The organism is Vreelandella andesensis (assembly GCF_003989795.1).
Lineage (GTDB): Bacteria > Pseudomonadota > Gammaproteobacteria > Pseudomonadales > Halomonadaceae > Vreelandella > Vreelandella andesensis.
The window spans coordinates 1-25,544 of the sequence record NZ_RZHG01000027.1 but is presented as its reverse complement, the minus strand read 5'-3'; the positions used below and the strand labels follow the sequence as shown (position 1 = coordinate 25,544).

The window sequence follows — 25,544 nt, the reverse complement described above, 5'->3', positions numbered from 1 at the left end:
GCTTACTCGCTAGACAAGCTCTCAAAACGTGGCACTCCTACATTCCACGGTTCTACGTTGCCTTTTTCACCAAAGTTAGCATGATCACCAAGCACGTGGCCGTCATGCTCGCGGGTTTGGCCATAAAGCGAACGCTTATGGAAAGTAGGCCCAAAGCGTTCAAGTGTCTCAGCAACATCACCCGTGTAACGGGGGTCTTGGGGACGCTCTTGGCTACTCATGTAATACGCAATATCCCAAGCATCTTGATCACTTAACGAACGCGGCTGACCTAGGGGCATATTGTTGTAAATAAACCCTGCGGCTGTATCAACCCTGACGATGCCTGCGCCCCAATTATTGGAGCCATCACCCCAGAGTGCGGGAAACACATACTCGCCATTCTCATAATGCCCAGCGCCGTCATCTTGGTGACAAATGGCACAATTTTCCTGGTATGCCGCTTCACCGCGAGCGTAATCAGGGGATTCTGCTGGCTCATCTGGCGCAGGAAAACCACGACCATAAATAGGTTGGCTTGGGTACATCGGCGCGCCCGTAGCCAGCCACTGGTGATAAGCGCTCAGTGCCAGCATCTCATCGCTGCCGTACTGAGGCGGTGTGCCATTCATCGAGTATGCAAAGCAACCGGCGATACGCTCTTCAAGATTATTAACGTGCTGGTTTTTACCCCGAAAGTCGGGAAGCGTAACCGCCGCCGCCCAAACCGGCGCACTAAACGGCTGACGCCCTTCGCCTAAATGGCAACTGGAGCAGTTCATATCGTTATTAACATATTCACCACGTAGCTGCTGGGTGTTGGTAAATAGGTCATAACCATAACGAATGACTTTTTTCAGCTCTGGATGAATGTCGGCATCTTCAAGGTCTGCCATGGTCGGCGGAACATGAACCAGCTCACCCTCTTGCGGTGCAGGGAAGCCAAGTTCCACTAGCCCTTGGTAAGGCGCTTCACTTGGCGCGCCACTATCATTAGCCGCGAAGGCGCTGACCACAATGCCGGTAGCTAACGAACAGCCAGCTAGCGCTATCACGAGATGTTTTCTAGACAAGCTCATTGTGTGGTCTCCTCTTCTGCGCTACCGGTTTGGTCACTAACATCTTGGGCGGCATACCACGCTGACACCGCCTGGATATCCTCATCGCTCATACGCTTGGCAATGGCTCCCATCAAATGTTGGGGGTCATTACTGCGTTCATCATCTTGCCAGGCATGCAGCTGAGCGCTTATGTAGCCTGCGTGCTGGCTTGCAATACCAGGGAACTGCCCACCAACGCCAGTTCCACCTGGGCCATGGCAGCTCTTACACGACACAATGTAGGCATCCCAATCGCCACGCTCTGCCAGCTGTTCACCTCGCTGCAATAGCACGGCATCCGCGTCATCGCCGCCTTGCGCGGGAGTCACCGGCATTTGGCTGTAGTAAGCCGCTACGTCAACGATTTGCTGATCGTTGAGCATGCTAGCGAAGGGCATCATGGTGGCGTTTTGGCGACGACCCTGTTTGAAATCGTGTAGCTGCTTGACGATGTAGTCGGCATTAAGTCCCGCCAAACGCGGCCAAGATTCGCCTCCCGGTATATTCATTCCGCTGCCATTTGCTTGATGGCATGCCGTACAGGTCGCCGCAGCGATTTGACCACGCTCGGCATTACCCGTTTCTGCAAAGGCTGTGCCTGCGACAGAGCTAGCGCCTACAAGGCTAACCCCCATCAGCAAGCTAAACTTAACCCACTGTTTTTTGTTCATATTTCCCCCTGACTGCTGGTCGTTATTCGCTTATCTATATTCGTTATCGCTTAACCGTTCGATATCTTCGTCGTTACACACTTGCAGCTATGCGATGGCTTAGTGAGTGCTATCAAATAGCCTTTGCAATCTCCCCTTGGTTATCGCCTACAGTGGGAATGGTTAAGTGAGCACTGAACCCGCCAGCTTCGACATTTTCAAAACTCACCCAGCCACCAAACCGCTCAACAATTGCCGCCACAATCGCTAATCCCAAACCACTGCCCTGCTGCTTGCTTACGCGCCAGAAGCGTTGGGTTAATTGTTTCAATATCGCGTCATCAACGCCGCCGCCCTGGTCATGAACAGTAAACGTTACGTGGCGCTGATCAGGTGCAGACTGCACGGTTAACGCGACAGGCAAATCGCTTGCCCCATGGTGCAGCGCGTTATCCAATAAATTGCGCAGTGCGGTAATTGCCAGTTCTCTCGGCATGGCCACGCATACGTGGGGTAAATGCGCAGGGGTCAGACACTGCCCTGCGGCGGCAACGCTGTCGGCGACCGCGACCTCGACAATCTCAGCCACTTGGCTTAGTTCGCCATCGTCAAAGCGCATTCGCCCTTCAACCCTTGCTAATATTAGTAGTTGATCTAACGTATGCGCCAGCCGAATCACTCCCGCTTCGGCGTAACCAAGGGCTTCTTTAGCCGTTTCACCGTTGGCTCGTTGCGCTACCTGAAGATGGGTTTTAATCGCGGTTAAGGGAGTGCGCAGCTCATGAGCAGCATCGTTGGTAAACCGCTGTTCGCGGACAATGGTTTGCTGAATTCGCACCAGTAAACCATTAAGTGTATCAATCAACGGTTTGATCTCTTTCGGCACACCATAAGTAGACACAGGTGCCAGCGCTTCAGGATGACGACTGGCGAGCGATGCGCGTAGCCGTGACAGCGGTGCCAAACCACGCCAGACAACCAGCCAAAGCGCCAGCAAACTTCCTGACAATGCCACCACAAACGGCACGACAGCGACGCGAACCACGTCACTAAGCAACATGTCCCGCTCATCCATCCGGTCAGCGGTGGTAATAACAAGATTGCCCCGTTCATAAGTAAATACGCGCCAGGTAGTATCACCCTCTTGCCGGTATGCGTGACCACGCTCGCCCGGAGCCAGTATGGTCTCCATGTTGGCATGGGTGCGGGCAATAATATCGCCACGCGGGGAATGAACCTGACAAGCCAGACCCTCAATAGGAGGAATGGACAAAGCGCGAGTCTGACGTTGCTCCCAGACATCTTCCGGGAGTTGAAGTACAAGCCCTGCCACCATGCGCGCTGACTGAGCAAGACGTTGATCCAACGTTTCAACGAACTTTTTTTCTAAATCATTCAGCAACCAGGCCGCCGCAATGCCCCATAGCAACACCAACGTCACCCCTAAGGTGAGCAATAAGCGGGCGCGTAAACTCATTGCTGCCCCTTATGAGGCGTGCCGGGGATGTGAACAGCCTCAGGCTTGCCTAGCCGATAACCCAACCCGCGAACCGTTTCAATGACCCCACTGCCTAGCTTTTTTCGTAAATGATGGATATGCACGTTCAAGGCATTGCTTTCGACATCATCACTCAAACCATAAAGGCTATCTTTAAGCTGGTCGGCAGAAAGCACACTGCGCGGCGAATGCAAAAAAGTTTCCAAGAGCACCAACTCTCGGCGCGACAGCGCCACCAGTTGCCCGGAAACTTTCACTTCACGAGCATTGGGATCCAGCGTCAAGGCGCCGTGTATCGTCTGACCCTGGCTACGGCCAGATACTCGCCGAAGTAACGCGTGAAGACGAGCGATTAACTCGTCAAGATCGAAGGGCTTCACCAAATAATCATCGGCCCCGCACTGCAGGCCATCAACACGGTCACGCACCGCGTCGCGCGCTGTCAGTATTAACACCGGGGTAGCAATACCTTGTTCACGCCATGACTGCAGCAGCTGCAAGCCATCGCCATCCGGCAAGCCACGATCCAGTATGACAACGTCACTAGCGACTGATTGAAGGGTTTGTCGCGCAGCTTGAATCGTAGAAACATGATCGACAACGAAGTCATACATCATTAGACCGGAGCGTATCCCTGATGCGACAAGTGGATCATCTTCAATGAGCAAGACGTGCATAGCGGTTTTCCTTTTAGTGCTACTAGCATGACAAGAGCACATTAACTCAGCGTTAATTTAGCGAATGGGTTACATGAGCCTGATCAAAAAAAAACGCCCTTGCTTATGTAAGCAAGGGCGATAGCATTCGGTTGGCATACGTTACGAACTAATTTTTCTTGCGATAAACCAGCCAGCCACCATCGCGACCAATAACGCTATTAGCGGTAACGAGAGCCCTCCTATAGACGCAATAGCAGGGCCAGGGCAATAACCAGAAAGCCCCCACCCAATTCCAAACAGCGCAGCGCCACCCAGCAGTTTTCCGTCTAACGATTGCTTAGTCGGGAGCTGGAAATTACCGCTAAACAGTGGCTCACCTCGGGCAAATACCAATCGATAGCCGACAAACGTCGTGCCTACCGCACTGCCTAGCACGAACATCAGTGTCGGGTCCCAAGCGCCAGCCACATCTAAAAAGCCAAGCACACGGGCCGGATCCGTCATACCAGAGATAGCCAGCCCTAATCCGAAGAGCAATCCAGCGATATAGCCAGCAGCGGTTTTTACGGTTGTGCTATTCATGTCATACACCTCATACGCCACCTCCGATCATGTGTCGCGTCACGTACACCGTCACTATCGCTGTGATGAGAAACACGCCTGTGGCGGCCATCGAACGGGTCGACAAGCGTGCTAAGCCACAGACACCATGACCGCTGGTACAACCACTGCCAAGCCCAGTACCTAAACCCACTAACAGACCTGCTATCAGCATGAGCGGCACACCACCGGCTGGCGCACCGATCACCGCACCGGGAGCATCGACAACGTTGCCTAGCCCGCCTCCCATTGCCATGATCACTAACGGACCACTCACCAGCCCGACCAAAAAGGCCAAGCGCCAAGCGCTGTCGCCTTTAGGTCGCAGGGTAATCAAGTTTCCGATAATGCCGCTAATGCCAGCGATGCGCCCTAAAGCTCCCATCAACCACACAGCGGATAAGCCAATTAACACACCACCAATGAGCCCTTGCAGGCTTGCTATCCAGTCCATGGGGATCTCCTTACTGTATTAATGCTTGTTTTTGCAGGTTGAGATACCCAGCAGAGAATACAACGGACAAACATTAAACAGCCCAGTGGCAAGCGGTATGACACCGATCCAACCCCATACGCCAATGGTGCCGGTAAGTGCCAGCACGATTAGAATTAGACCAACAACGATGCGCGCTACTTTATCGATACCGCCGACGTTTGCTTTCATTTTCTGTTCCTTAATTTTCAAAATCAGTTGAGAAACCAGCTGAGAAACCAGTTAAAAATGATTGATAGGGACTTTCAGATACACCACGCCGTTGTCGTCAGCAGGCGGCATTTCGCCCGCGCGCATATTGACCTGTACAGAAGGAATAATGAGCTTAGGCATGCCTAACGTGGCATCGCGTTCTGTGCGCATTTTCACGAACTCATCTTCTGTGATGCCTTCATGCACATGAACATTCGCGTCACGTTGTTCTGCCACGCTGGTTTCATGCTGATAGACGTCTCGCCCTGGCGCTTTATAGTCATGACATAAAAACAGCCGCGTTTGCGTCGGCAGTGCCAATACCTTTTGAATGGAGCGGTACAGCGTTCGCGCATCGCCACCAGGGAAATCACAGCGTGCAGTGCCGTAATCCGGCATAAACAGTGTGTCGCCAACGAAGGCCGCGTCACCGATTACATACGTTAGGCAGGCAGGCGTATGGCCTGGCGTATGAAGCACGTTCCCCTGGATATTTCCAATGGTGAACGTATCGCCTTCGTTAAACAGGGCATCAAATTGGCTGCCGTCCCGAGCAAACTCGGTTCCCGCATTAAATGCTTTACCAAAAATTTCCTGCACATCGACAATGTGTGCGCCTATCCCCGTTTTACCGCCTAACTGCTCGTGTAAGTACGGCGCTGCCGACAAATGATCAGCATGTACGTGCGTTTCTAAAATCCATGCCACTTCAAGCTGGTTATCGCGAATAAAGTCAATAATTTCATCCGCAGACCGAACATCCGTATGCCCTGCGGCATAGTCGAAATCCAGCACCGAATCTAGAATTGCGCAGGCGTTACTGTCCGGATCCTGCACGACATAACTAAAGGTGTTCGTAGGTTCATCAAAGAAATGAGTAACAATCGGGCGTTGCATTCTATGCCTCCAGCCAATGGCAAGTAGTGATGCTGCTATGCCACTATCATAGACCATAATTGGTTATATGTTTATACTTATTTGGAATTTAAAGCCATTTCTTGAGCACGATCAATATTGCTCAGTAACAAACAGCCTCTAAGACAAAAAAAGGTATCGAGAGATAGGGTTTCGCAGAAAAAAACAGCACCACGCTGCCTGCGCGGTGCTGTAATTACGTGTGGCGCTAGTGGTTAAATGGGGGGCAAAAGACTCTACAGAAAAACAAGGGGTTGAGGTGCTAAACCTTACCTTGGTTATCAAGCGCTACCGCTTCATGCATGCGGGCCAACACGTCTGGCATCGCCGCTTGTACACGGTTCCAACTGGGAATAAAGGGGCGCTCGCGAGGGTTATCTAAAAACAGATTGCCAGCTTCTAGTAAATTGCTGGCAAACAACTCCACTGCTTGCTCTTCACAATGGCGATCTAAACTTAGCCCGTTCATCGTCGCGTCGTGATCATAGGCTTCAATAAGGTCTAAGGCTAAACGGTAGTAGGTCGCTTTGAGTGTCCGAAAATCCTCGCTGCTAAAACTAACCCCTTGGGTAGCCAGCTTTCGATATAGCGCTTTAGCGATATCCAGGCTCATTCGGTTCAAGCCACTGTTGGCATCCTCTTCACTAACAGGCTGATGCTTATGATCATAGGCATCGGCAATATCCACCTGGCATAGCTGACGGTGGGAGTAGTTACGCTGCAACTCCGACAGCACGCCAATTTCTAACCCCCAATCCGCAGGAATTCGGATGCCCTCAAGCACATCGCTGCGCATGGCAAATTCGCCGGATAAGGGGTAGCGGAAGCTGTCTAAATAATCCAAATAAGGAGACGGGCCGCAAACGGTTTTCAAAGCCCGCAGCAGCGGCGTCACCATCAGCCTAGAGACTCGCCCGTTAAGCTTTCCCTCGGCGATACGCGGGTAATATCCTTTACAAAAACTGTAATTGAAACGGGGATTCGCAACGGGATACATAAGGCGTGCTAAAAGACTTCGGTCGTAGGTAAGAATATCGCAATCATGAAGACCGACAGTGGTGGAGCGACCTGAACTAAGCACATAACCAGCGCAGTACCATACATTTCTTCCTTTACCTGGCTCTAATGCCCCCAAACCGTGGCTTTCTAGTTCCTTATCGATCGCGCGTAAGCGCGGGCCGTCGTTCCATAGAATTCGGGTGTGCTGAGGCAAGCGTGAAAAGAACTCTCTCGCGTATAAAAATTGGTCACGGTCTGCCCTATCCAAACCAACAACAATTTCATTGAGATAAGGCACTTTCACCAGCTCATCGACAATCGCTGACAGTGCTGGCCCTTCCAGTTCAGAAAAAAGCGAGGGTAAAATCAGCCCCATTGGGCGACGCTTAGCAAACTGACAAAGCTCTTGTTCAAGAGCCTCGACCGGCCGACGCGTTAAGTTGTGAAAATCAGTAATCACACCATTTTGGTGAAAATCACTCATACGCTTGCCTCCTGGGGCTTGTTAACCGATGCAGCGGCTTCATTTGCAGGCGTCATGCTTAGACGCCCATCAACTCGCCCCCACCAGTGGGCCACCCCCTCAGCCCAGCCAGTTGGCCCAGTGGCATTTGTTCGATATAGCGCGCTGTTTTGCGGCTCAACATTGAGTGCGTGACAACCTCGAATCACCACAGCTTGATCAACGGTTTCCAGCATCGTGATATCGTTTGGGCCATCGCCCAGGCCCAATGAAAGTGGCTGACTGCCTCGTAACGCAGTAAATCGTTTAATTAGCCACTCTACGGCACCGCCTTTATCAGATAAGCGACCAATGACGTGCCAAAAGCGGCCCCCTTGAGTGAGCTCAAGGCCATCGCCTTCAAGCGCAATACGGAACGTTTCAAGTGCGGCCGCATTGTCTTCCCAGATAAGCGGTTCGCTTCCCTCCCGCTGCCTCGCTGCTTTGGCGCGAGCTTCATCTAGGCCAGTTAACACCATCACCTGTTGAAGGCTTAAGTCCCCCATTCGAGTAAACCGAACCCCCAGGCGCTTGCGCCAAACATTTAACCGCGCTCTGATAAAACCACTATCAACACCAGTATGTTTAATAACAACGCCATCCCGACCATCGCCTGGACGATCTAAGCGCGCATGACACCAGCCTGGTGGCAAGCCGATAACGGCACCATTTTCGGCAATAAAGGGCGTCGCTGTTAACCCAAGGGCTTCTCGCAGAGGGATTAGCTCAGCGCGGGTTTTACTGGTGACCGGAATAACCGGAACACCCAGCTGTTTTAGGCGGGCAAGCCAAGGCTTGGCAGGTGAAAAATCGTAACTGTGGTGATCTAACAATGAACCGTCTAAGTCGGTGACGACCAAACGCGGTTGAAGCGCTTGATCAACGTCACTGGGTGACTGGGCACCACTGGGCAACGCAGTACGATTGTGTTCGGTCATAGCACCACCTTTTTGCAATCTTAAAAGTCGTCACGCACGTCTACTTTTAGATAAGCAACAAAGCAGTTTGTATGCCAATACAGTTTTATTATTAATAATCAGCAGCTTAACTTATAAAAAGCGAACACCTCCATACAGGCACCAAAACAAAGCAATCTTGACGCACCAAAGTAGCGCGCAAACAAATTGAAAAAAATTCGACAAGGCCTTGGCAAAAGCTCACAAATAGCTATACTAACCCTGTACCCACTGACAACCTTGTACACCCCTCACCTGATGTCAGTGGGCTGCAGTGAGCCAAGCCCTTTCATGCCCGCCTCCCCCGGCGGGTTTTTTTTGTTCAGTGCATTAGTCCACGTGAATAACAACTTCGACACGACGGTTCCGGGCTCGTCCTTCGGGCGTAACGTTATCTTCTAGCGGCTGGGTAGCTGCTAAACCAACTGCTCGTAAACGCTCGGGGGCGACGCCGGCAGCTTCCAGTGCTTCAACAATTGCAATCGCACGCGCACTAGAAAGCGCCCAGTTGGACGAAAACTCGGGGGTATTGATAGATTGACTATCGGAGTGTCCTTCCACCCATACTTCACCTTCGAAGCGTTGGATAGTATCCATCAGCGACCCCACTAGCGATGAGCCGCCCTCGGTTAAATCGGCATCGGCAGACGGAAATAACAACCGATCTTGTACGCGCAGACTGATACCTTCTGCAACACGGGAAACTTCAACGCCTTCCAGGTTAGGTAAATACGTTGATGCCTCCACCCGCTCAGTCATTCTCTCATCGAGCGCTAATGCGATGTTGATCGCCGCATCAGACACTTCTTGTACATTGACTGGCGGTCGATCGGTAAGCACAACCATGTAATTCGCCAAGGGAGAAACAGAGTGGCGCTCATTTGTCGGCAACAGCAACTGCGGAAGCCTAATGTCAACAGTCGATAGCTCGTTATCCGCCGGCGCTTCTTCAATACGCGCCAGCAAGGGCGGCACGCCCACAGCAACAGAACGAGCCTTAGGTAACCCCGCTACGCCTAACGCAGCGCTAATCGCGAACGGACTGAGCGTATCACTACTAAGCATAGGTAATACGTTAGGTACCGTGCGCTGCTGGCGGAAATCAGCCAGCGCGTCGGGCAGTGGTATTTCTCTAGCGGGCGAAAACTCATAGCGGTACTCATCACGCGCTTCTTGCTGGAAAAAAGACGGGGTTGTCACATTAGCCGCCGCAATAATAATGACAAATAGCGCTACTAGCAGCGTCATGACGTCAATGTAGCTAATCATCCAACCACTATTACTATCGTCTTCTGGATAAGCGGTTAACAATGAATCATGACGCGGACCAGCGCGGTGGTCTTCAAGCATGGGGGTGCTCACTCATTCAAGTTTTTAACCTCGTGGCCGATTTAAGGTAAGCGTGACAAACTAGTCTATCAAAAGCCGTTTCGTAGCGAGAAGGAACTATCAGGTGCGCACCCGACCTATGTCATCAAGAACTGTTTCATTATCGACAGAGTCATCACTGACAATGCCATTCTCCATGGTTCAACTATTGCGCCCTGCCTGTATTGGACTGGCGAGCCTGATGCTAAGCGGCTGCTTCTATGCCAACACATCACAGGCCCCCATTGCGACTACCTACCCCTATAGTGAGCAGCAACGTATGCAAGCGGCTCAGCACTGGGAAGTGCTAGCCCAACACGAAGCATCGGGAATTCTGCGCAGTGAACGAGTTCGCTTTAGGGATCTACATATCCCGGCGCAAGAGCACGCTTCTGTTAATACCTACCATGGCGGCGAGTTTGAGCGCGGCTTTCGTACGCTATTAACCAGCGAACTGGTGTCGAGTGGTGGAAGCGTGGTAACGCAACCCAACACTGGCAGCGCCATCGTTCATGTCGATGTGGAAGTCGTTGAACACCGTGACCGCGGTTATATACGCCCACCGTTTGGCGCTTATACCGCCCTTGCAGGCGGAGTTACCGTCGCTCGCATGGCACTGGGTAACTGGAGCGAACCTGCGCTGGCATTAATTCCTGCGGCGCTGGTCGCGGATACGACCAGCGGCAGTTGGACCTATGAAGGCAAAGAAGAGGTTATCATCACCACCCAGATCGTTGATAATGACCGTATCCTCTATTCCTCTTCTAACATTTATTACATTAACGCGGGTGACCGACGTCATTATGCGCCGCATCGCGTCCCTCAAGCACCTGCAACCCCAACTGTTTCTATCACCGATACTTGGTAATTATATGCTTTCACACTCTTCCCCCTTGTTACAGCTGCGCGGGTTAGCCGTTAGTGCTCGTTTATTTGTCGTTGCGTTATTTATGCTGTTTTTGGCTGGCTGCACCGCACTTGGCAATAACAATAGCGTGCGCAATGCCGAACCTCAGCCAGACCTTTCCGAACTAGCGCACGAAGCCGCAGCGCAAATGGTTGCCAGCAACCCAGATATTACGCGCAGTAGCCCCATGATTGCGGCTACCTTTGTGAGCATTGATAATTTAAGTCAATCGTCGACGTTTGGTCGCATTAGTTCTGAAATTATGGCTTCCGCCCTTGCAAGGCATGGCATGCAGGTGCGCGAAGTCAAAATGCGCGACAGCATGTTTATCGAAGAGACGGTTGGCGAATTAATTTTGTCTCGCCAAGTCCAACGCCTTAGTGCCCAGCACGATGCACGCTCTATACTGATGGGTACCTACGCACAAGGCCAGGACTACCTCTATGTTAGCGCCCGCGTAGTACGTACCGGAGACGCGATGGTGCTTGGCAGCGCTGACTTTAAACTCCCGCTAGACAATAACACTCGAAGCTTATTGGAAGGCCAAGGCGGCTGGTAAAAAATAACGCGGCGACACACGATAAAAAAGCGCTAACCTCTCGGTGGTTAGCGCTTTTTCTTTAGCACGTTTGGTTATGTCTTTTCACGTTGCCATGCCGCTGCTGTTAGGCATGGCAACAACGCAGGCACGTGTTATTTGTAAACCGTTACTTGTAAACCGTTACTTGTAAACTGGGAAACGGCCACACACCTGTGCCACTTTATCAAGCACTTGGGCTTCGATTGAGCTGGTGTCATCGCCCGTAGCAAGCACGTCTAAGATGTCACAAATCCAAACGGCCAGCTGACTGCACTCATCTTCACCAAAACCACGGGTTGTCACAGCAGGCGTACCAATGCGTAAACCAGAGGTCACGAACGGGCTTTGCGGATCGTTAGGCACCGCATTTTTATTCACGGTAATGTGCGCACGGCCCAGGGCAGCGTCAGCATCTTTACCGGTCACACCCTGCTTGATCAAAGAGAGCAAGAACAAGTGATCTTCGGTGCCCCCAGAAACGATATCGTAACCACGGTCGATAAATACCTTGGCCATCGCCTGGGCGTTTTTGACCACCTGCTGTTGATACGTTTTGAATTCAGGTGCCATGGCTTCTTTAAAGCAGATCGCTTTGGCAGCGATTACATGCATCAACGGGCCGCCCTGGCCACCCGGGAAGACAGCCGACTGCAGCTTTTTCTCAATATCCGCATCGTTTTCAGCGGAGAGAATAACGCCGCTGCGTGGGCCGCGCAGCGTTTTATGCGTCGTTGATGTCACCACGTGAGCATGGGGCAGCGGGCTTGGGTAAACACCTGCTGCCACCAAGCCAGAGACGTGTGCCATATCTACTAACAAATAGGCACCGACTTCGTCAGCGATTTCCCGAAACTTCGCCCAATCAACAATTTGCGAATAGGCCGAGAAGCCAGCAATGATCATTTTGGGCTTATGCTCGCGAGCAAGCTCAGCCACTTGATCATAATCAATAAAGCCCTGCTCGTTCAGACCGTACTGAATAGCATTGTAATGCTTACCAGAGAAGTTAGGCTTAGCACCATGAGTTAGGTGGCCGCCTGCATCCAGGCTCATCCCCAAAATGGTGTCGCCCGGTTTTACTAGCGCCTGGAAAACCGCGCTGTTGGCCTGGGAACCCGAGTGAGGCTGAACATTCACGTAGGTGGCGCCGAATAGCTGCTTGGCATAGTCGATCGCAAGATTTTCAGCGATATCAACAAACTCACAGCCGCCATAGTAGCGCTTGCCTGGATAGCCTTCGGCGTATTTATTGGTCAGCTGGCTGCCTTGCGCTTCCAGTACGCGGGGGCTAGCGTAGTTTTCAGAAGCAATCAATTCAATGTGGGCTTCTTGGCGAGCAACTTCTTTCTGCATCGCGTCAAAAAGCACATCATCGAATCCGGCAATTGTCATATCGCGGCTGAACATCGGCAGGAACCTCGTTACAAAAGGATCATCATGGAGAAATTAGGCCACTATCATAACGCAGCCTGACGCGACTTTCATCGCATCCGCGTCAGGTCTTGCATGAGCGTATTTCATGTTGTAGCGGCGAGTAAAAAGCTGACTAACTAGTCAACCACGCTACTTTAGCTCAAAGGTGAACGTAAACCGTTCGGTATGCCCCATGGGATTGATCATGAATTGGTTAAAAGTAAACGGATTAGGCAATGCCACATTGACCGTTAAGGCATGGGAATGGCCAGCCATGATATCGACCAATCCTGTCATTAATTTGGTGATTTGTGCGCCTAGCAGCGGCTCAAGTTCGCGGGCCTGCCCCAGGGCTCTGGAAATTGCCTGCGCTTCGGTAATGTTCTCTTTGGCCGCCATCTCGGTGGCTAATCGTGGTAGCAACCCCTCATCGGAATAGGCCACTACCACGTCACCACCATGCAATGTTGCTGATTCAAACAGCGCAGGTTGTTGCATTGCCTGTTCGATAGACACATTTTTTGGCAACGTAATTGGTATATCAAGCGTGTATTCAATTCCCGCGGCACCACTTAAGCGCAAGTAACCATCAGAGACCAAACGGTCGGTTTCTTTCTCTTCTTCCCAGCGGGAGTGGCTGCGCCCTTCAGCTTGGAACTGACCACTTCCCCCTGTGAGTATCTGATTAAAGGTTTCGAACTCTTGTCGCTCCTCGAGTGGTAGCAAAGGCAGCAACCCACCAATATCAAAAAGTGCCCCTTCGAAGCCTGCATTACCCACATAGGAATTGCCTTCTACCCAGGCATTATCCAACGCTATGCTCCAGCCATCGCCGGATAGGTTGAGGCCACTCAATGCGGCGTGTTCAACACGCTCCTCCCCAGGCGTGTCGATCCCGGTTAACTGCTCAATACGCAGGTTAGCAAGCGAAAACACCGAGCTAATACCACGTTCTACATCGTTAAGCTCGGCGCTGACACCCTGCATATCGAACAAACCAATGGCGTTACTACTGACATCCTCGAGCGTGAGCGCCTCAATATGCAGCTGCCCTTCAAACGGTGGGGAATCTAGCTCACTAAAAAACTCATCCGCCACCTCTCCTTGTCGGCTGAGCGCAACATCACGAGGCTTCATTGCATTCAACACGACAAAAGCAGCGCTCATTTCATCAATAGACGGCACTGCTTGTGCAGCACTAGGCAATTCAATGGCGCTAATACTGAAAAAAGGCAACGAGCTACCGGTCTCGCTAACAGCCATACCGTTAATTAGCACATTGTCAGGACGATGATAGTCACCTTCCACAAGGTAGCGCTCGATAGTCAACACATCGCCATTGGCATAGGTGATAGCAAGGTCTTCAGCGATAAACGTTTCAGACTGCTCATACACTTGGGCAACCGTGAAGGTGCTTGCTTCATCACTCAGCCGCTCGCGAAGATCTGCTTCAAGCTGCTGGGGTGAAGCACTTACCGCGCCGGAAAGAAACAGCAGCGAAAGCCCAGCAGTGAGCTGGCGATGACCTAAAGACACAGACATTTCATAACCTCCTTGTAAGAAGCGCCAAGCATAGCACTTTGCAACGTGCTGTTAAGCCTCACCAAGCAACCCCAGGCTTGCCGCAGGCGCTTGACGCCGCAGGCTGTAGGAAAGCGCATGTCCGATAATGCCGATCAGCAATGCTCCCCCAAAGGGCAGAACAAGCCATAACCCCACATGCAGGCGCGGTGTTAAATCAAGCCAGTAGAGATACAGCGCTGCGGTGGCAAACTCCGCAAGGAAAGCCCCCATTAAACCACTGGCAAAACCAAGCAATGCATATTCCGCTCCTTGTACCCGTGAAATCATTCGGCTACCTGCACCAAACACCCGCAACAAGCCGCTTTCATGGGCGCGTACCGGCCGACTGGCCGTTAGTGCTGCGTATAACACGCTGACACCCGCCATTAGCACCAGAATAAGCACCAACTCTACTGCTCGGGTAACCTGGGTAAGCACCTCACGCACCTGGCCTAAAATAGCGTCCACATTGAGTAGGGAAACCCCCGGAAAATCATCGACTAATTGTCGGATTAAGCCCTGCTCTTCTTCTGGAAGATGAAATGCGGTGATGAAGCTATGCCCAAACGCTTCAAGCACTCCCGGCGGGAAAATGACGAAAAAGTTTGGGTTAAAGCTATCCCAATTAAGGCTGCGCAGGCTCTCAATGCGGGTGGTAATTGTGTCTCCCCCTACTGAGAACGTTAGCTCGTCGCCTAACCCAAGGCCAAGGCGCCCCGCTAAGCCATCTTCCACTGAGATCGGCACAACGTTAGACGCCGCCTGAGGCGTGGCTTCCACCTCGCTCAACCACCCCTTTGGCTCACTCGATTGAGAAAACCACTGCCCTGCGACAACCTGGTTACCTTCAGGCAACGCTGATTGCCAGGTAAGGTTCAGTTCACGACGTAGCGAGTTATCGCCCCTGGCGTCGGGCGGAACGGCGTCCATCGGCGGCTGACCATTAATAGCGCTGATCCTTCCACGCACCATCGGGTACAGCGTGCTTTGGGTCTCCACCCGTGGGGCAACGGCATCTTCAAAGGCATCCCGTTCACTGGGCTGAATGTTGATAGCAAAGTAATTGGGGGTATTTTCCGGCAGCTGATCTTGCCAGGTGGTCAGTAAATCACCCCGCACCAGTACAATCATTGCCATCGCAAAAAACGTGACCGAAAACGCCAGTAGCTGGCCAAGCCCTGCCTGCTTCCGGCGGGCCAGCTGCCTTCCGCCCAAGCGAAAAGCCTGGCCCCATTCACTTCCACCGGAAAGCCGCTGAACGGCTTTCAACAGGCCATTTAGCAACAGCGTGCTAGCCATCCATAAAAGCCCTAACAGGGCCGCGCCACCAATGAGGAGCGCCAAAGCAAGCGAAAAGCTGCCTGAGTACAGCCATAAAAGGCCACCAAACACTAAACTCGCAACCCCCATCACTAACAAAGCAGAAGGCGGCAACGGATCAAGTTCACGGCGGAGTACTTTCAACGCACTAACACGTTTAATACGCAAAAGCGTGGGCCCTGCAAAACCGACTAGCACCGCAAGGGCAGTAAAAATACCCAGCCAGAGCGGCATGATGCCAGGGGGCGGTAATGTCATGGGCAGGAAACTGGTTAACAACCATAGCAACACGGCCTGACCAATTAACCCCAACAGCGCACCAATAACCGCGGCCATCAACGCCAAGCCCAGGAGCTGCAGGGTAAAAATAGTCACCAGTTGATATTGGCTAGCACCGAAGCAGCGCAACAACGCAGCGGTATCCAGGTGGCGTTCAACGTAGCGGCGAGTCGACATAGCCACCGCCACGCCCGCCAGTAATACGGCGGCCAAACCGGCAAGCCCCAGGTAACTCTCAGCACGTTGAAGCGCATTGCCTAACTGAGGACGGTCAACACGCACATCACGTACGTCCACCCCATCGCGGCGTAGTTCGGCCAGCAAGCTCTGCACCTGCTCCAGTGCCGCAGGAGGCCCTGCAGCAAGCAGTTCGAACTCGAGTCGCGACCCCAGTTGCACAAGTCCCGTTGCCTCCAGGTCCGCAGTGTTTAGCATCAAACGTGGGTTGAAATTACCGAAACCGGCAGACTGGTCCGCCTCTCGCTCAATAATTCCACTAATCAGAAGTTCAGTTTGGCCGACCTGAACACGATCGCCTATCGCAATCTCAATCAGTTGCGCCAAGCGCGGATCTGCCCAGGCTTCTCCTGGCGGCGGCCCGGATGCAACCTGCTCCACCCCATTTCCGCGATCCACATGGGAAACGCCATAGTGAGGATACACATCATCAACCGCTTTCAGACTAGCCGGTTGAAAGCGCTCACCACGACTAATCATTGATACAAGATCAACCTGATCACTCAGCGTAAAGCCTGCCTGCTCTAAGGTCGTGCGAAGCTCCTCAGAGAACGGCTCACGCTGTTCAAGGACTAAATCTCCGCCAAGCATTTGGCCAGCCTGGCGCTCTAAACCACGTTCCAGGCGGTCTAGAAAAAAAGCGATCATGGTAGAAGCGGCAACAGCGAGTACCAATGCAATAAACAGTGCGCGAACATCAGCAGCACGCAAATCGCGTTTAAGACTGCGTGCAGCAAGCCGCCAGTTTATATCACTCATCGCCACCCCCGCTGACCGCAGCTGATGGTTCAAAGGGCACCAACTGCCCATTAGTAAGGCGTAAGCATCGGTCGCAGCGGCGCGCCAGTGCGTGATCATGAGTAACAAGGATAAGCGTGGTGCCCGCTTCACGATTCAATGTGAAAAGCAGGTCGATAATCTGTGCACCTGTATCAGGGTCAAGATTCCCCGTTGGTTCGTCAGCAAAAACCAATTCAGGGTCGGTAACAAACGCCCGTGCAATGGCAACACGCTGCTGCTCGCCTCCCGAAAGCTGCTTAGGCAGATGCTCTGTACGCTCACCAAGCCCTACTCGCTCCAGCCATTTCGCTGCCGTTTGTGTCTCTCCTGCCCTGGGTGAAAGCTCAAGCGGCAACAGCACATTTTCAAGTGCGCTCAAGGTCGGTAGCAGCTGAAAGTTTTGAAATACAAAACCGACTCTGCCAGCACGTAAAGCGGCACGCCCATCTTCATCCATTTGACTTAACGACTGGCCAAACAGCATGAGTTCACCATCACTGGGCGTATCCAATCCGGCCAGCAGCCCCAACAGGGTCGATTTACCAGCCCCACTTTTACCAAGAATGGCAACACTTTCTCCCGCTGCCACGCTGAGCGAAAGGTCGTGTAAGATAGTCAGCGAACGCTCTCCGCTTCTCACCTGCTTTGATAGCTTTTCAGCATGTAGTACTGGCTGGTGAGCTTGCTTGTGAGGAACCTTACTGGCAGTAATGGTGTCGGTGGTGGGCTGATGCAAAGAAGCATCATCGGTAGGCAAATTAGCTGTTGGGTCCAAATTGGCTTTTGGATCAGAGGAGTAAGACATGAAGCAAGGCATCCCTGTAACGTGGCAAAGACTGAACCGCATGGTAACCGGAGGGTTGCTGGCACTGGTAGTCATCTTTAGCGCGTCTTCACTCAACGCAGACCAACGGCCCACTCTTTTAGTCATGGGCGATAGTCTCAGTGCCGCTTATGGCATAGAGCAGGAATTGGGCTGGGTCACGCTATTGGCTGAGCGGTTAGAAAATGAAGCCCAGGTTATCAATGCCAGTATCAGCGGTGAAACGACGTCCGGCGGCGCACAACGATTAGCTAACATTATCGGACAGCGACAGCCTGATATCGTTCTGTTAGAACTCGGCGGCAACGATGGATTACGCGGTCTCCCGCCTACGCAAATGCGCTCCAATCTAGCCAACATGATTGAGCAAAGCCAACAGGCAGGCGCAGATGTACTGCTTCTCGGCATTGATATTCCACCCAACTACGGCCAAGCCTACCGTGACGCCTTCACAGGCGTGTTCCATTCGCTGGCGGATGAGTATGACGTTCCTCTCGTCCCTTTCTTGTTGGAAGACATAGCGCTGAATGAGCAGCTGATGCAAAACGACGGCATTCACCCTACCGCCGAGGCACAGCCGATCATTTTAGACAACGTCTGGCCAGCTCTAGAGCCACTGCTCGACAACGTATTTCAAGCATCCCTTAAATAAGACGACGACAACCCTACTTTGTCGCTTACTGCTGGTACGTTTTAATGATGAGATATTACTAAGCAGAGATAGCACTTCTGTGTAGTAGCTTGTAGGCTTAACGCTTATTAACTATTGCTCATGGCGCTTATGCCTGCCTCTTCCCGCTCCCCACATAAACACCTTTCGCGTCGACAGTTTTTAACGGCTGTCGGCGCGACTGTGCTGGGCGCAGGACTAGGCTTTCACGCCTTACCCGCAACCGCCTTTAACCCCCAACGTTTACGGCAAAGCATGCAACAACAGTATGGCCAACGTGGGCTTGCTGTTTTAGACGAGTGGTTTGCCATGTTGGAACGCTTGCGTGGGCAAGAGGTGCAAACGCAACTGCGCGAGGTAAACGACTTCTTTAACCGTCGAATACGCTGGGTTGACGATATTCGTGTCTGGGGACAAGAGGACTTCTGGGCGACACCTCTTGAAGCCATGGGTAAAGCACAAGGCGATTGTGAAGATTACTCTATCGCTAAGTACATCACGTTGAAGCAGCTCGATGTTCCTGGTGAACGTCTGCGAATGATCTATGTTCGCGCGCGCATTGGCCGCAGCCAAATTACCCAGGCACACATGGTGCTTGGCTACTATTCAACGCCCAGCGCCGAGCCGTTGGTACTTGATAACATTGCCCCTTCTATTTCCCCGGCTTCTCAACGCACCGACCTAGACCCGGTTTTCAGTTTTAATAGCGAAGGCCTTTGGGCTGGTGGCACAACGCAATCACGCGCCGACCCGCTAGCGCGGCTATCACGCTGGCGCAATGTCGTTGAACGTATGCAATCACAAGGTTTTATTTAAGAGGATTAGGCACTATGTCGCTGATTAAACAGCTCTGGCTGGTCATTATTGCGCTGTTATTGCTTTCGTTTATCGGCAGCCTTGCGATCAGCATCACCTCGGGCCGCGACTATATCGAGCAGGAAGTGCGCATTAAAAATGAAGACAATGCCACCGCACTGGCACTTTCCATGAGCCAGCTCGAAAAAGATGTGGTAACGCTGGAGCTGTTAATTTCAGCGCAGTTTGATACCGGCTATTATCGCCGCATTACCCTACGAGACACCGAAGGCCAAGTACTCCTTGAGCGTTCAGCCAGCGAATACCGTGGCGACGTGCCCGCGTGGTTCCGCAATATTATTCACTTCGATGTTCCGGTCGGCATGGCCACTATTCAAGACGGCTGGCGTCAATTCGGCACGCTTGAACTCGAAAGCCAGCACAGCTTCGCCTATGCCTCGTTGTGGCGCATTATGCTTGAGCTTGCCGGCTGGTTCTTGCTAGCCGGCGCTATCAGCCTTGCCATCGCGACGGTGGTTGTGCGCGGTATCAAGCATCCGCTGGTGCGGGTTGTCGCCCAAGCAAAAGACATCAGTGCCCGGCGGTTTACCACCATTAAAGAACCCCGCACATTAGAGCTACGTGAAGTAGCCCAGGCAATGAACGTTTTGTCGGCGAATGTGCGCCAAATGCTCAGCCAGGAAAGCCAAAAGCTGGATGAGTTACGTCGCCATCTGCAGCATGATCGCGTCACTGGGGCACTCAATCGCGACGTGTTTATGGGCCGCTTGTCATCATTACTGGGTAGTGAAGACGCCCGCGCCACAGGGCTGATGATAATGACCCGAGTCGAGTCACTTGAAACACTTAATGAACAGCTAGGCCATCAAGCTACCGATCAGCTACTAAGTGAGTTAGTCGCACAACTCTCTCAGCTAGCCCCCACGCAACAAGAAGCATTGGTTGGGCGCTTGAACGGCAGCGATTTTATACTCATGTTGCCGTTAGAAGAGGATACTCAAGCACTGATACCTCGCCTTCGCCAAGCACTGGAAACAATCGTGCTGAAAGCGCCGGGTACAGGCATTCGCTTACCAGCCGCCGTGGTTGCCTACACGCCTCAAGATAATCGTGGCGAATTAATGGCTACCCTAGATGACGCTCTGGCGGAAGCCGAAAGCGCGAGCGCCCACACCACGATCGTTGCTCGCGAGCACCGACATAACTCTCTGTTTGGCAACCATGCCGACTGGCGTTCAGCGCTGAATAGCGCCATTACGCTAGGGCCTCAGCTCGCTTATTTTCCGGTTGTCGATGCCCATAACAACGTACTCCACTACGAATGCCCAGCGCGCTTGGAACTTGCCAATCACTGGCAAACCGCGGGCATGTTTATTCCCTGGATCTCGCGTTTCCACTTAGAACCAGCATTAGATATTGCCGTGGTTAAGAAAGCGCTTGAACAACTCGCTGGCAACCCAGCACACATCATTGGCATCAACCTTTCGATTGCATCAATTACCAACGCCCAATTTGTGATTGAGTTAAGAATGCTGCTCGAAAAACAACCCCAACTTGCCAAACAGCTATGCTTTGAAGTGCCCGCCCTGTTGAACACGCACGCTATCGGCAGCCTTCGCGGGTTATGTAGTGCGCTAAGGCCGTTAGGTTGTCAGTTTGGGATTGAACATGTAGGGGCAGAATTTACCAAGCTTGCCGATTTACACGACATTGGGCTTGCCTACCTAAAAATAGACGGCAGCTTGATTGGTGGGATTCATACCTCTCATGAACAGCAAACCATCGTGCGAGGAATGGCCACCTTATGCCACTCCTTAGGCATTCAAGTGATTGCGGAAGGCGTTACTGAGCAGGCCGAATTGGAAAGCCTTTTCAACGTAGGCGTTGACGGAGCCACCGGCCCAGGCGTGCATCTCTAACGTATAGGCGCCAATGACGGCGAACTTAAATTGTGTCGTCGTCCCCTAGTAAACCCACATCATTTTTTGAACGCAACGACTTACGCTCCATTACTTTGGCCTGCGCAGCTTCCGGCAGGTCAGTAAACGTGATGATTCCTTTGTCCAGCAACACCTCCAAAATATCCTCGACGACCCTGACAAACGCTAAGTCAGACGCAATAAAGTGCGATGAAGACCCGGGTTGGTCAGCAAGAAACGCTAACACCTCAGGAGCATCAGGGGCGATCGTTTCGCTGCACTCAGACGTTGGTTCCTTGCTGAGCATCACGATCTCACCTTGGGTATTGCGTTTGATGTAAAGCATCGCGGCTTCCTCTGTAAATAAAAACTTACGTGTCGCTGAACGTAACTCGACCTTGGATACAACAAGGCCGCCCGTAGGCGGCCTATTTGAGTGGGTAGAGGTTATTGGTCGATTTTCAGTTGATCATTTTCCAGCAGCGACTGGATAAACTCCGATGAATTCACGCCTTCTGGCATTTGCACATTTTGCAGGACAATCTGCTGATCTGCGTTACCACCATTTTCAGATATTCCACCATCTGACTTGATATGCAGCACAGTATTATCTCCATCTTGCTCAGCAAAAATGTACTGATCTAAATCCGCATTCTCTTCACCTTGAAGGAGGTCAGCAATATCCAATCTATCTGCGTCAGAATCAGTACCAAACACACCAAGGTTGAAGTCCATCACTTTATCGACTGCCACCTCATTGTTAGCTGTATCTTGGTCACCAAACTCCCACTTAAAGGTGTCAGCGCCGAGGCCACCGAAGAGCAGATCGTTGCCTTCACCACCGATGAGAGTGTCGTTGCCTTCGATCAGAATGTCATCTTCAAGTCCGCCAGGCAGTTCATCATCATTATCCGTTCCCTCTATCCACTGATCACCTAACGCTGTTTCGTAACCGATAGGTTTAACTGAAAATTCTGATTTGTCACTCGAACTGCCATCGAAAGCGATGTAAGTAAAGGGAGAGTCCTGACTGCTGATCTTTACGCGGCCATTTACGCTGTCGACCTCCGCCGGGTCGCCAATGCGTTTATCGTCGCTATCAAAGAGTGAGTAGGTTGCACCGTTCAGCTCCCCCTTGATCGCAAAGGTAATGCTTGTCAGAGGTTTTGCCGTCTGAATCAACAAAGCCTCTTTACCATCAATTTTATAGATATTGTCGTTGCCATTGCCATTATGCTCGACACCATAATAACCCTCTGAATCAATATTCACGCCTTTAGTCGAACTGCTACCTTCCATGGCACCATCTTTAAGTCGGCCACCATTGCCATTATTGGCATAGTTTCCGGTATTTCCATTACCGCTAGTATGAGCTGCAACACCGGCGATAATAGTGTCGATTGTTGGTGAAGTTATTAGATCACTTGGCACATTTGTTTGTGATTCTAGACTTACTTCGACAATAACCTTATCACTTTCATTACCTGCTTGATCGGTAACAGAGTAAGTGAACTCAGAGGCTGGCAATTCCTTGAACTCAATCGATTTAATGAAGTAGTCACTTGCATCTGAATCAGAGGCTCCCTTGCCTCCCTCTGCAAGCCCTGTTCCCGTAAAGCGTAGCTGATCGAAGACAATGCCTTCCGGCAGCGAGAAGCTTCCGTTGCTCACTGGTAAGTCTGCTGCGTCCTTGCCGAAGCCGCTGAACGTCCAGCTATCAACCGATTTACCATCAAGATAGGCTTCAACCTTGCCGATTTCTCTTTCTTTTCCAGCAACAAGGTTGTTAACAAAAATCTTGGCAGCCGTTGACGTGTTCTCAAAGTCCATGATGATGGTTTGAGTTTGCCCCTCACGATAGCCGAGTTGATCTGGTACCTCTTTTTGAAAACCAGAATCTGCTTCAACCCCAACCCCACTAGTCTGGAAGGTCAAATCTCCAGCGACAAAACCGTAATCATAGGCATGAAGTTTGACGGAACCAGTGGTGTCGTATGATTCAGATGTGAAAGTAATAGTTTTCGAATCCAGCGCATCAACACCGTTGCTATCGAATGCCCAGAAGAAATCCGACTGTGTGCTGAATGTATTGTCCTCCTCAGCAACTTCAAACGTTCCATTACCATCTACATCAATATACAAGGTGCCGTAGCTTGGCAAAGACGTGAGGGTAAAGGTCAGGTTTTCTTCAGACGTATTATTGTCTTCACCACCTAGAGACGGGGTTGACTGGTCTCCATTGGGTTCGGCAACTTCTGGAGTGGTCTCAAAATCACCGTTACCCAGACGGTCTACGCGACCTTCAACCTTCAACGTACGAGAAAGCAGCGGGTTGATTATTGTCGTGTCGTTGCCATCAAAATACTCAAACGACACTTCACCTACACTTGCTGAAGACTTGACAGGATCAGCGATAGGGGCGGTATCAATATTGATCGCCAGCTTGGCGGTACTGAAATCACCATCACCATCAACAATGGTATAGAAGAAGGTATCAACCAAGCCTTCGGTAGTTGGTGCGATATCATTATTCGGCGTATAGGTATAGGTGCCATCAGATCTCAGAACAAGCGAGCCATGCTCACCTGTAATCGTGTCACCCACACCCGAGTTTATTGCAGCCGACTGACCTGTAACATTTCCAGAAGCATCTACCCCGACGACACCGCCTTTGCCATCAGCACCAAAGTCATCGTTAGCGGTGACATCTTTAACCTCTCCATCCTTAAAGACATTGCCTTTCATGTTGACGGTGATGGTGTCGTCTTGGGCGGTTGGCGCGTCATCACGGAAGCTGAACACACCCGCCCCCAGGTCGATGGTGGCGCTGGTGCTGTCGCCGTCAGCATCTGTGATAGTTTTAACCAGGCTCAAAAGCTCAGCATCCAACACCATACCCTGGCTATCGTCAGGGTTTGTGTTATCGGCATGCCAGACGTTATCCAACTGCGTCAGCGTCACTTCACCGTCGTCATTAACGCTAATAGTAAAGTAATTGTCACCACCGGCTGAGCCGACAATTTCACCATTGACTTCGTTAAGTACAATTTCTGTGCCCTGACCGTAGCCATCACCATCGCCTGAATCAGTATCAGTATTGTCTACTGTAAAGAGACCAGAAGCGACATCTTCACCACTGAGGCTCAGACTGTAGCTTTCACTGGCTTCACCAGCAGGACCATCAGCACCGAACTCACCAGTGAAGAAGCCACTGAAGTCAAAGCTTGCTGCAGTAGAAGCTCCGGTTTCACCGTTGCCATCCGCCAGAGCAGATTCATCAACCGTCAGGCTGGAAACAGCGTTCAGATTGATATTATCGATGTAAGCACCCAGCGTGTTTGCAGAGCCAATTCCTTCAAAACTCAGTGTTTGCGCACTGCTAGTATCCAGACCAGTGAAAGTCAGGGTGATGGATGTCCAACCATCAGAGCCGCTAGACTGCGTCGCGGAAACACCGTCTGGCAGAGTGCCAAAATCGATATTACCATCCCCATCAACATTGACGTTAACAGTCTGTCCACCCAGCGAAACCGCCATATCACTACCATCCACATCACTCGGGCGAGGTTGGAAATCAAAGGTCAAGGTCGCTTCTGAAGTCGGTAAATCAACGTCTGTCGACAAAACGGTCAGTGTTAAACCACCGTCACGATTACTGTCATGGGCATCCAGTTCAGCATGCACATTGCCATCTGAGGCTCTGGCACCACCAACGCTACCGGACTGAATTTCGATACCTGCGCCGTTGACAGACCATTCGGTACCGTTGTTACCAATGATGGTGCCGCCGCCTTCACCGACAACCGTCCAGTTATTACCTGACAGGTTAGGGGCAAAGTTTTCAAACGACTCGCTCAGCAGGTTGAGTTGCTGGCTGGTAATTACCGGTGTGTCGTCATCAATCCGCAACGTCAGTTTGCCATCGGCTGTATCACCATCACCATCGGTCACGGTAAAGCCAAGCTTAAAGTCGGCGTTATTCTCGTCGTTTTTGCCATCATCGACATGCAGCAGGTTCGCTGTCTGCGTATATACATAGTCGCCCGTGGTCTCATTCAGCGTGACTTTAGCAATATCAACAGCTTGATCACCTTGCTGTTGGGTCAGAATCAGCGTGCCATCGTCATTAACGCTGAAGCTGATTCCGGCGGTGTCATCGTCAACCGAGGTGTTGACCAGATCCCAGGCAACCGTGCCACCGTCCGCACCCGCTGAGAACTGCAAGGTGCCACTCTGGTTGTATTCTTGACTGTCACCCACACCGCCAGGATTACCATTCAGACCATCCACCGTGTCGTCATCACTGATGATGCGCATGGTGTTGAC

At 51.7% G+C, this 25,544-nt stretch carries 22 protein-coding genes; 5 read left to right on the top strand and 17 right to left on the bottom strand.

Features of this window, described 5'->3' with window-relative positions; all coding sequences use genetic code 11:
* Window positions 1–2: 2 nt before the first annotated feature.
* From ELY33_RS14340 to ELY33_RS14290, 11 genes are all read right to left on the bottom strand, one after another.
* Complete coding sequence (locus tag ELY33_RS14340) at window positions 3–1,058, bottom strand: c-type cytochrome (protein ID WP_208644256.1); 1,056 nt, start codon at window positions 1,056–1,058, stop codon at window positions 3–5.
* Window positions 1,055–1,750: a c-type cytochrome gene (locus ELY33_RS14335; protein ID WP_126948593.1), complete on the bottom strand. Its 696-nt coding sequence runs from the start codon at window positions 1,748–1,750 to the stop codon at window positions 1,055–1,057. The genes ELY33_RS14340 and ELY33_RS14335 overlap by 4 nt, the downstream gene beginning before the upstream one ends.
* A 112-nt stretch (window positions 1,751–1,862) precedes the next feature.
* Complete coding sequence (locus ELY33_RS14330) at window positions 1,863–3,206, bottom strand: ATP-binding protein (RefSeq protein ID WP_126948592.1); 1,344 nt, start codon at window positions 3,204–3,206, stop codon at window positions 1,863–1,865.
* Window positions 3,203–3,904, bottom strand: a complete 702-nt coding sequence (locus ELY33_RS14325; protein WP_126948591.1) for a response regulator — start codon at window positions 3,902–3,904, stop codon at window positions 3,203–3,205. The genes ELY33_RS14330 and ELY33_RS14325 overlap by 4 nt, the downstream gene beginning before the upstream one ends.
* 141 nt (window positions 3,905–4,045) lie before the next feature.
* Window positions 4,046–4,468: a DUF6691 family protein gene (locus tag ELY33_RS14320; protein WP_126948590.1), complete on the bottom strand. Its 423-nt coding sequence runs from the start codon at window positions 4,466–4,468 to the stop codon at window positions 4,046–4,048.
* A 10-nt stretch (window positions 4,469–4,478) separates the two neighbouring features.
* Complete coding sequence (locus ELY33_RS14315) at window positions 4,479–4,940, bottom strand: YeeE/YedE family protein (protein ID WP_126948589.1); 462 nt, start codon at window positions 4,938–4,940, stop codon at window positions 4,479–4,481.
* An 18-nt stretch (window positions 4,941–4,958) separates the two neighbouring features.
* Window positions 4,959–5,150, bottom strand: a complete 192-nt coding sequence (locus ELY33_RS14310) for a YgaP family membrane protein (RefSeq protein WP_126948588.1) — start codon at window positions 5,148–5,150, stop codon at window positions 4,959–4,961.
* 51 nt (window positions 5,151–5,201) lie between these two features.
* On the bottom strand, window positions 5,202–6,068 hold the full coding sequence (locus ELY33_RS14305; RefSeq protein WP_126948587.1) for an MBL fold metallo-hydrolase: 867 nt from the start codon (window positions 6,066–6,068) through the stop codon (window positions 5,202–5,204).
* Between the two features lie 280 nt (window positions 6,069–6,348).
* The gene (locus tag ELY33_RS14300) at window positions 6,349–7,569 is read right to left on the bottom strand and encodes a glycosyltransferase family protein (RefSeq protein ID WP_126948586.1); all 1,221 of its coding nucleotides are present in this window, start codon (window positions 7,567–7,569) and stop codon (window positions 6,349–6,351) included.
* Window positions 7,566–8,525, bottom strand: coding sequence for an HAD-IIB family hydrolase (locus ELY33_RS14295; protein WP_126948585.1), 960 nt, complete (start codon window positions 8,523–8,525; stop codon window positions 7,566–7,568). The genes ELY33_RS14300 and ELY33_RS14295 overlap by 4 nt, the downstream gene beginning before the upstream one ends.
* A 348-nt stretch (window positions 8,526–8,873) precedes the next feature.
* Window positions 8,874–9,893 carry an OmpA family protein gene (locus ELY33_RS14290; RefSeq protein WP_126948584.1) on the bottom strand — a complete coding sequence of 340 codons (1,020 nt, stop codon included), beginning with the start codon at window positions 9,891–9,893 and terminating at the stop codon, window positions 8,874–8,876.
* 175 nt (window positions 9,894–10,068) lie between these two features.
* Between ELY33_RS14290 and ELY33_RS14285 the strand changes: the two genes are divergently transcribed.
* Both ELY33_RS14285 and ELY33_RS14280 read left to right on the top strand, forming a co-directional pair.
* Window positions 10,069–10,779, top strand: coding sequence for a hypothetical protein (locus ELY33_RS14285; RefSeq protein WP_126948688.1), 711 nt, complete (start codon window positions 10,069–10,071; stop codon window positions 10,777–10,779).
* 4 nt (window positions 10,780–10,783) lie between these two features.
* Window positions 10,784–11,377 (top strand): FlgO family outer membrane protein, encoded by a 594-nt coding sequence (locus ELY33_RS14280; RefSeq protein WP_126948583.1) that lies wholly within the window; start codon window positions 10,784–10,786, stop codon window positions 11,375–11,377.
* A 162-nt stretch (window positions 11,378–11,539) separates the two neighbouring features.
* On the opposite strand, the gene glyA is transcribed toward ELY33_RS14280, so the two are convergent.
* The 4 genes from glyA to ELY33_RS14260 form a co-directional block, all read right to left on the bottom strand.
* Window positions 11,540–12,805 carry a serine hydroxymethyltransferase gene (gene glyA / locus ELY33_RS14275; RefSeq protein ID WP_126948582.1) on the bottom strand — a complete coding sequence of 422 codons (1,266 nt, stop codon included), beginning with the start codon at window positions 12,803–12,805 and terminating at the stop codon, window positions 11,540–11,542.
* Window positions 12,806–12,961: 156 nt separating this feature from the next.
* Complete coding sequence (locus tag ELY33_RS14270) at window positions 12,962–14,353, bottom strand: hypothetical protein (protein WP_126948581.1); 1,392 nt, start codon at window positions 14,351–14,353, stop codon at window positions 12,962–12,964.
* Window positions 14,354–14,404: 51 nt separating this feature from the next.
* Window positions 14,405–16,969 (bottom strand): ABC transporter permease, encoded by a 2,565-nt coding sequence (locus tag ELY33_RS14265; protein WP_126948580.1) that lies wholly within the window; start codon window positions 16,967–16,969, stop codon window positions 14,405–14,407.
* Window positions 16,962–17,795, bottom strand: coding sequence for an ABC transporter ATP-binding protein (locus ELY33_RS14260; protein WP_126948579.1), 834 nt, complete (start codon window positions 17,793–17,795; stop codon window positions 16,962–16,964). The genes ELY33_RS14265 and ELY33_RS14260 overlap by 8 nt, the downstream gene beginning before the upstream one ends.
* Between ELY33_RS14260 and ELY33_RS14255 the strand changes: the two genes are divergently transcribed.
* The 3 genes from ELY33_RS14255 (at window position 17,794) to ELY33_RS14245 (ending at window position 21,218) form a co-directional block, all read left to right on the top strand.
* Complete coding sequence (locus ELY33_RS14255) at window positions 17,794–18,465, top strand: arylesterase (RefSeq protein ID WP_126948578.1); 672 nt, start codon at window positions 17,794–17,796, stop codon at window positions 18,463–18,465. The two genes, ELY33_RS14260 and ELY33_RS14255, sit on opposite strands and share 2 nt — an antisense overlap.
* Before the next feature lie 120 nt (window positions 18,466–18,585).
* A complete protein-coding gene (locus tag ELY33_RS14250) occupies window positions 18,586–19,299 on the top strand; it encodes a transglutaminase-like cysteine peptidase (RefSeq protein ID WP_126948577.1) in 714 nt (237 codons plus the stop codon).
* 14 nt (window positions 19,300–19,313) lie between these two features.
* Complete coding sequence (locus tag ELY33_RS14245) at window positions 19,314–21,218, top strand: EAL domain-containing protein (protein WP_126948576.1); 1,905 nt, start codon at window positions 19,314–19,316, stop codon at window positions 21,216–21,218.
* A gap of 25 nt (window positions 21,219–21,243) precedes the next feature.
* On the opposite strand, the gene ELY33_RS14240 is transcribed toward ELY33_RS14245, so the two are convergent.
* Both ELY33_RS14240 and ELY33_RS14235 read right to left on the bottom strand, forming a co-directional pair.
* Complete coding sequence (locus tag ELY33_RS14240) at window positions 21,244–21,564, bottom strand: tryptophan synthase subunit beta like protein (RefSeq protein WP_126948575.1); 321 nt, start codon at window positions 21,562–21,564, stop codon at window positions 21,244–21,246.
* Between the two features lie 101 nt (window positions 21,565–21,665).
* Window positions 21,666–25,544: DUF5801 repeats-in-toxin domain-containing protein (locus ELY33_RS14235; protein ID WP_126948574.1), on the bottom strand; the 3,879-nt coding region annotated here is incomplete at its 5' end.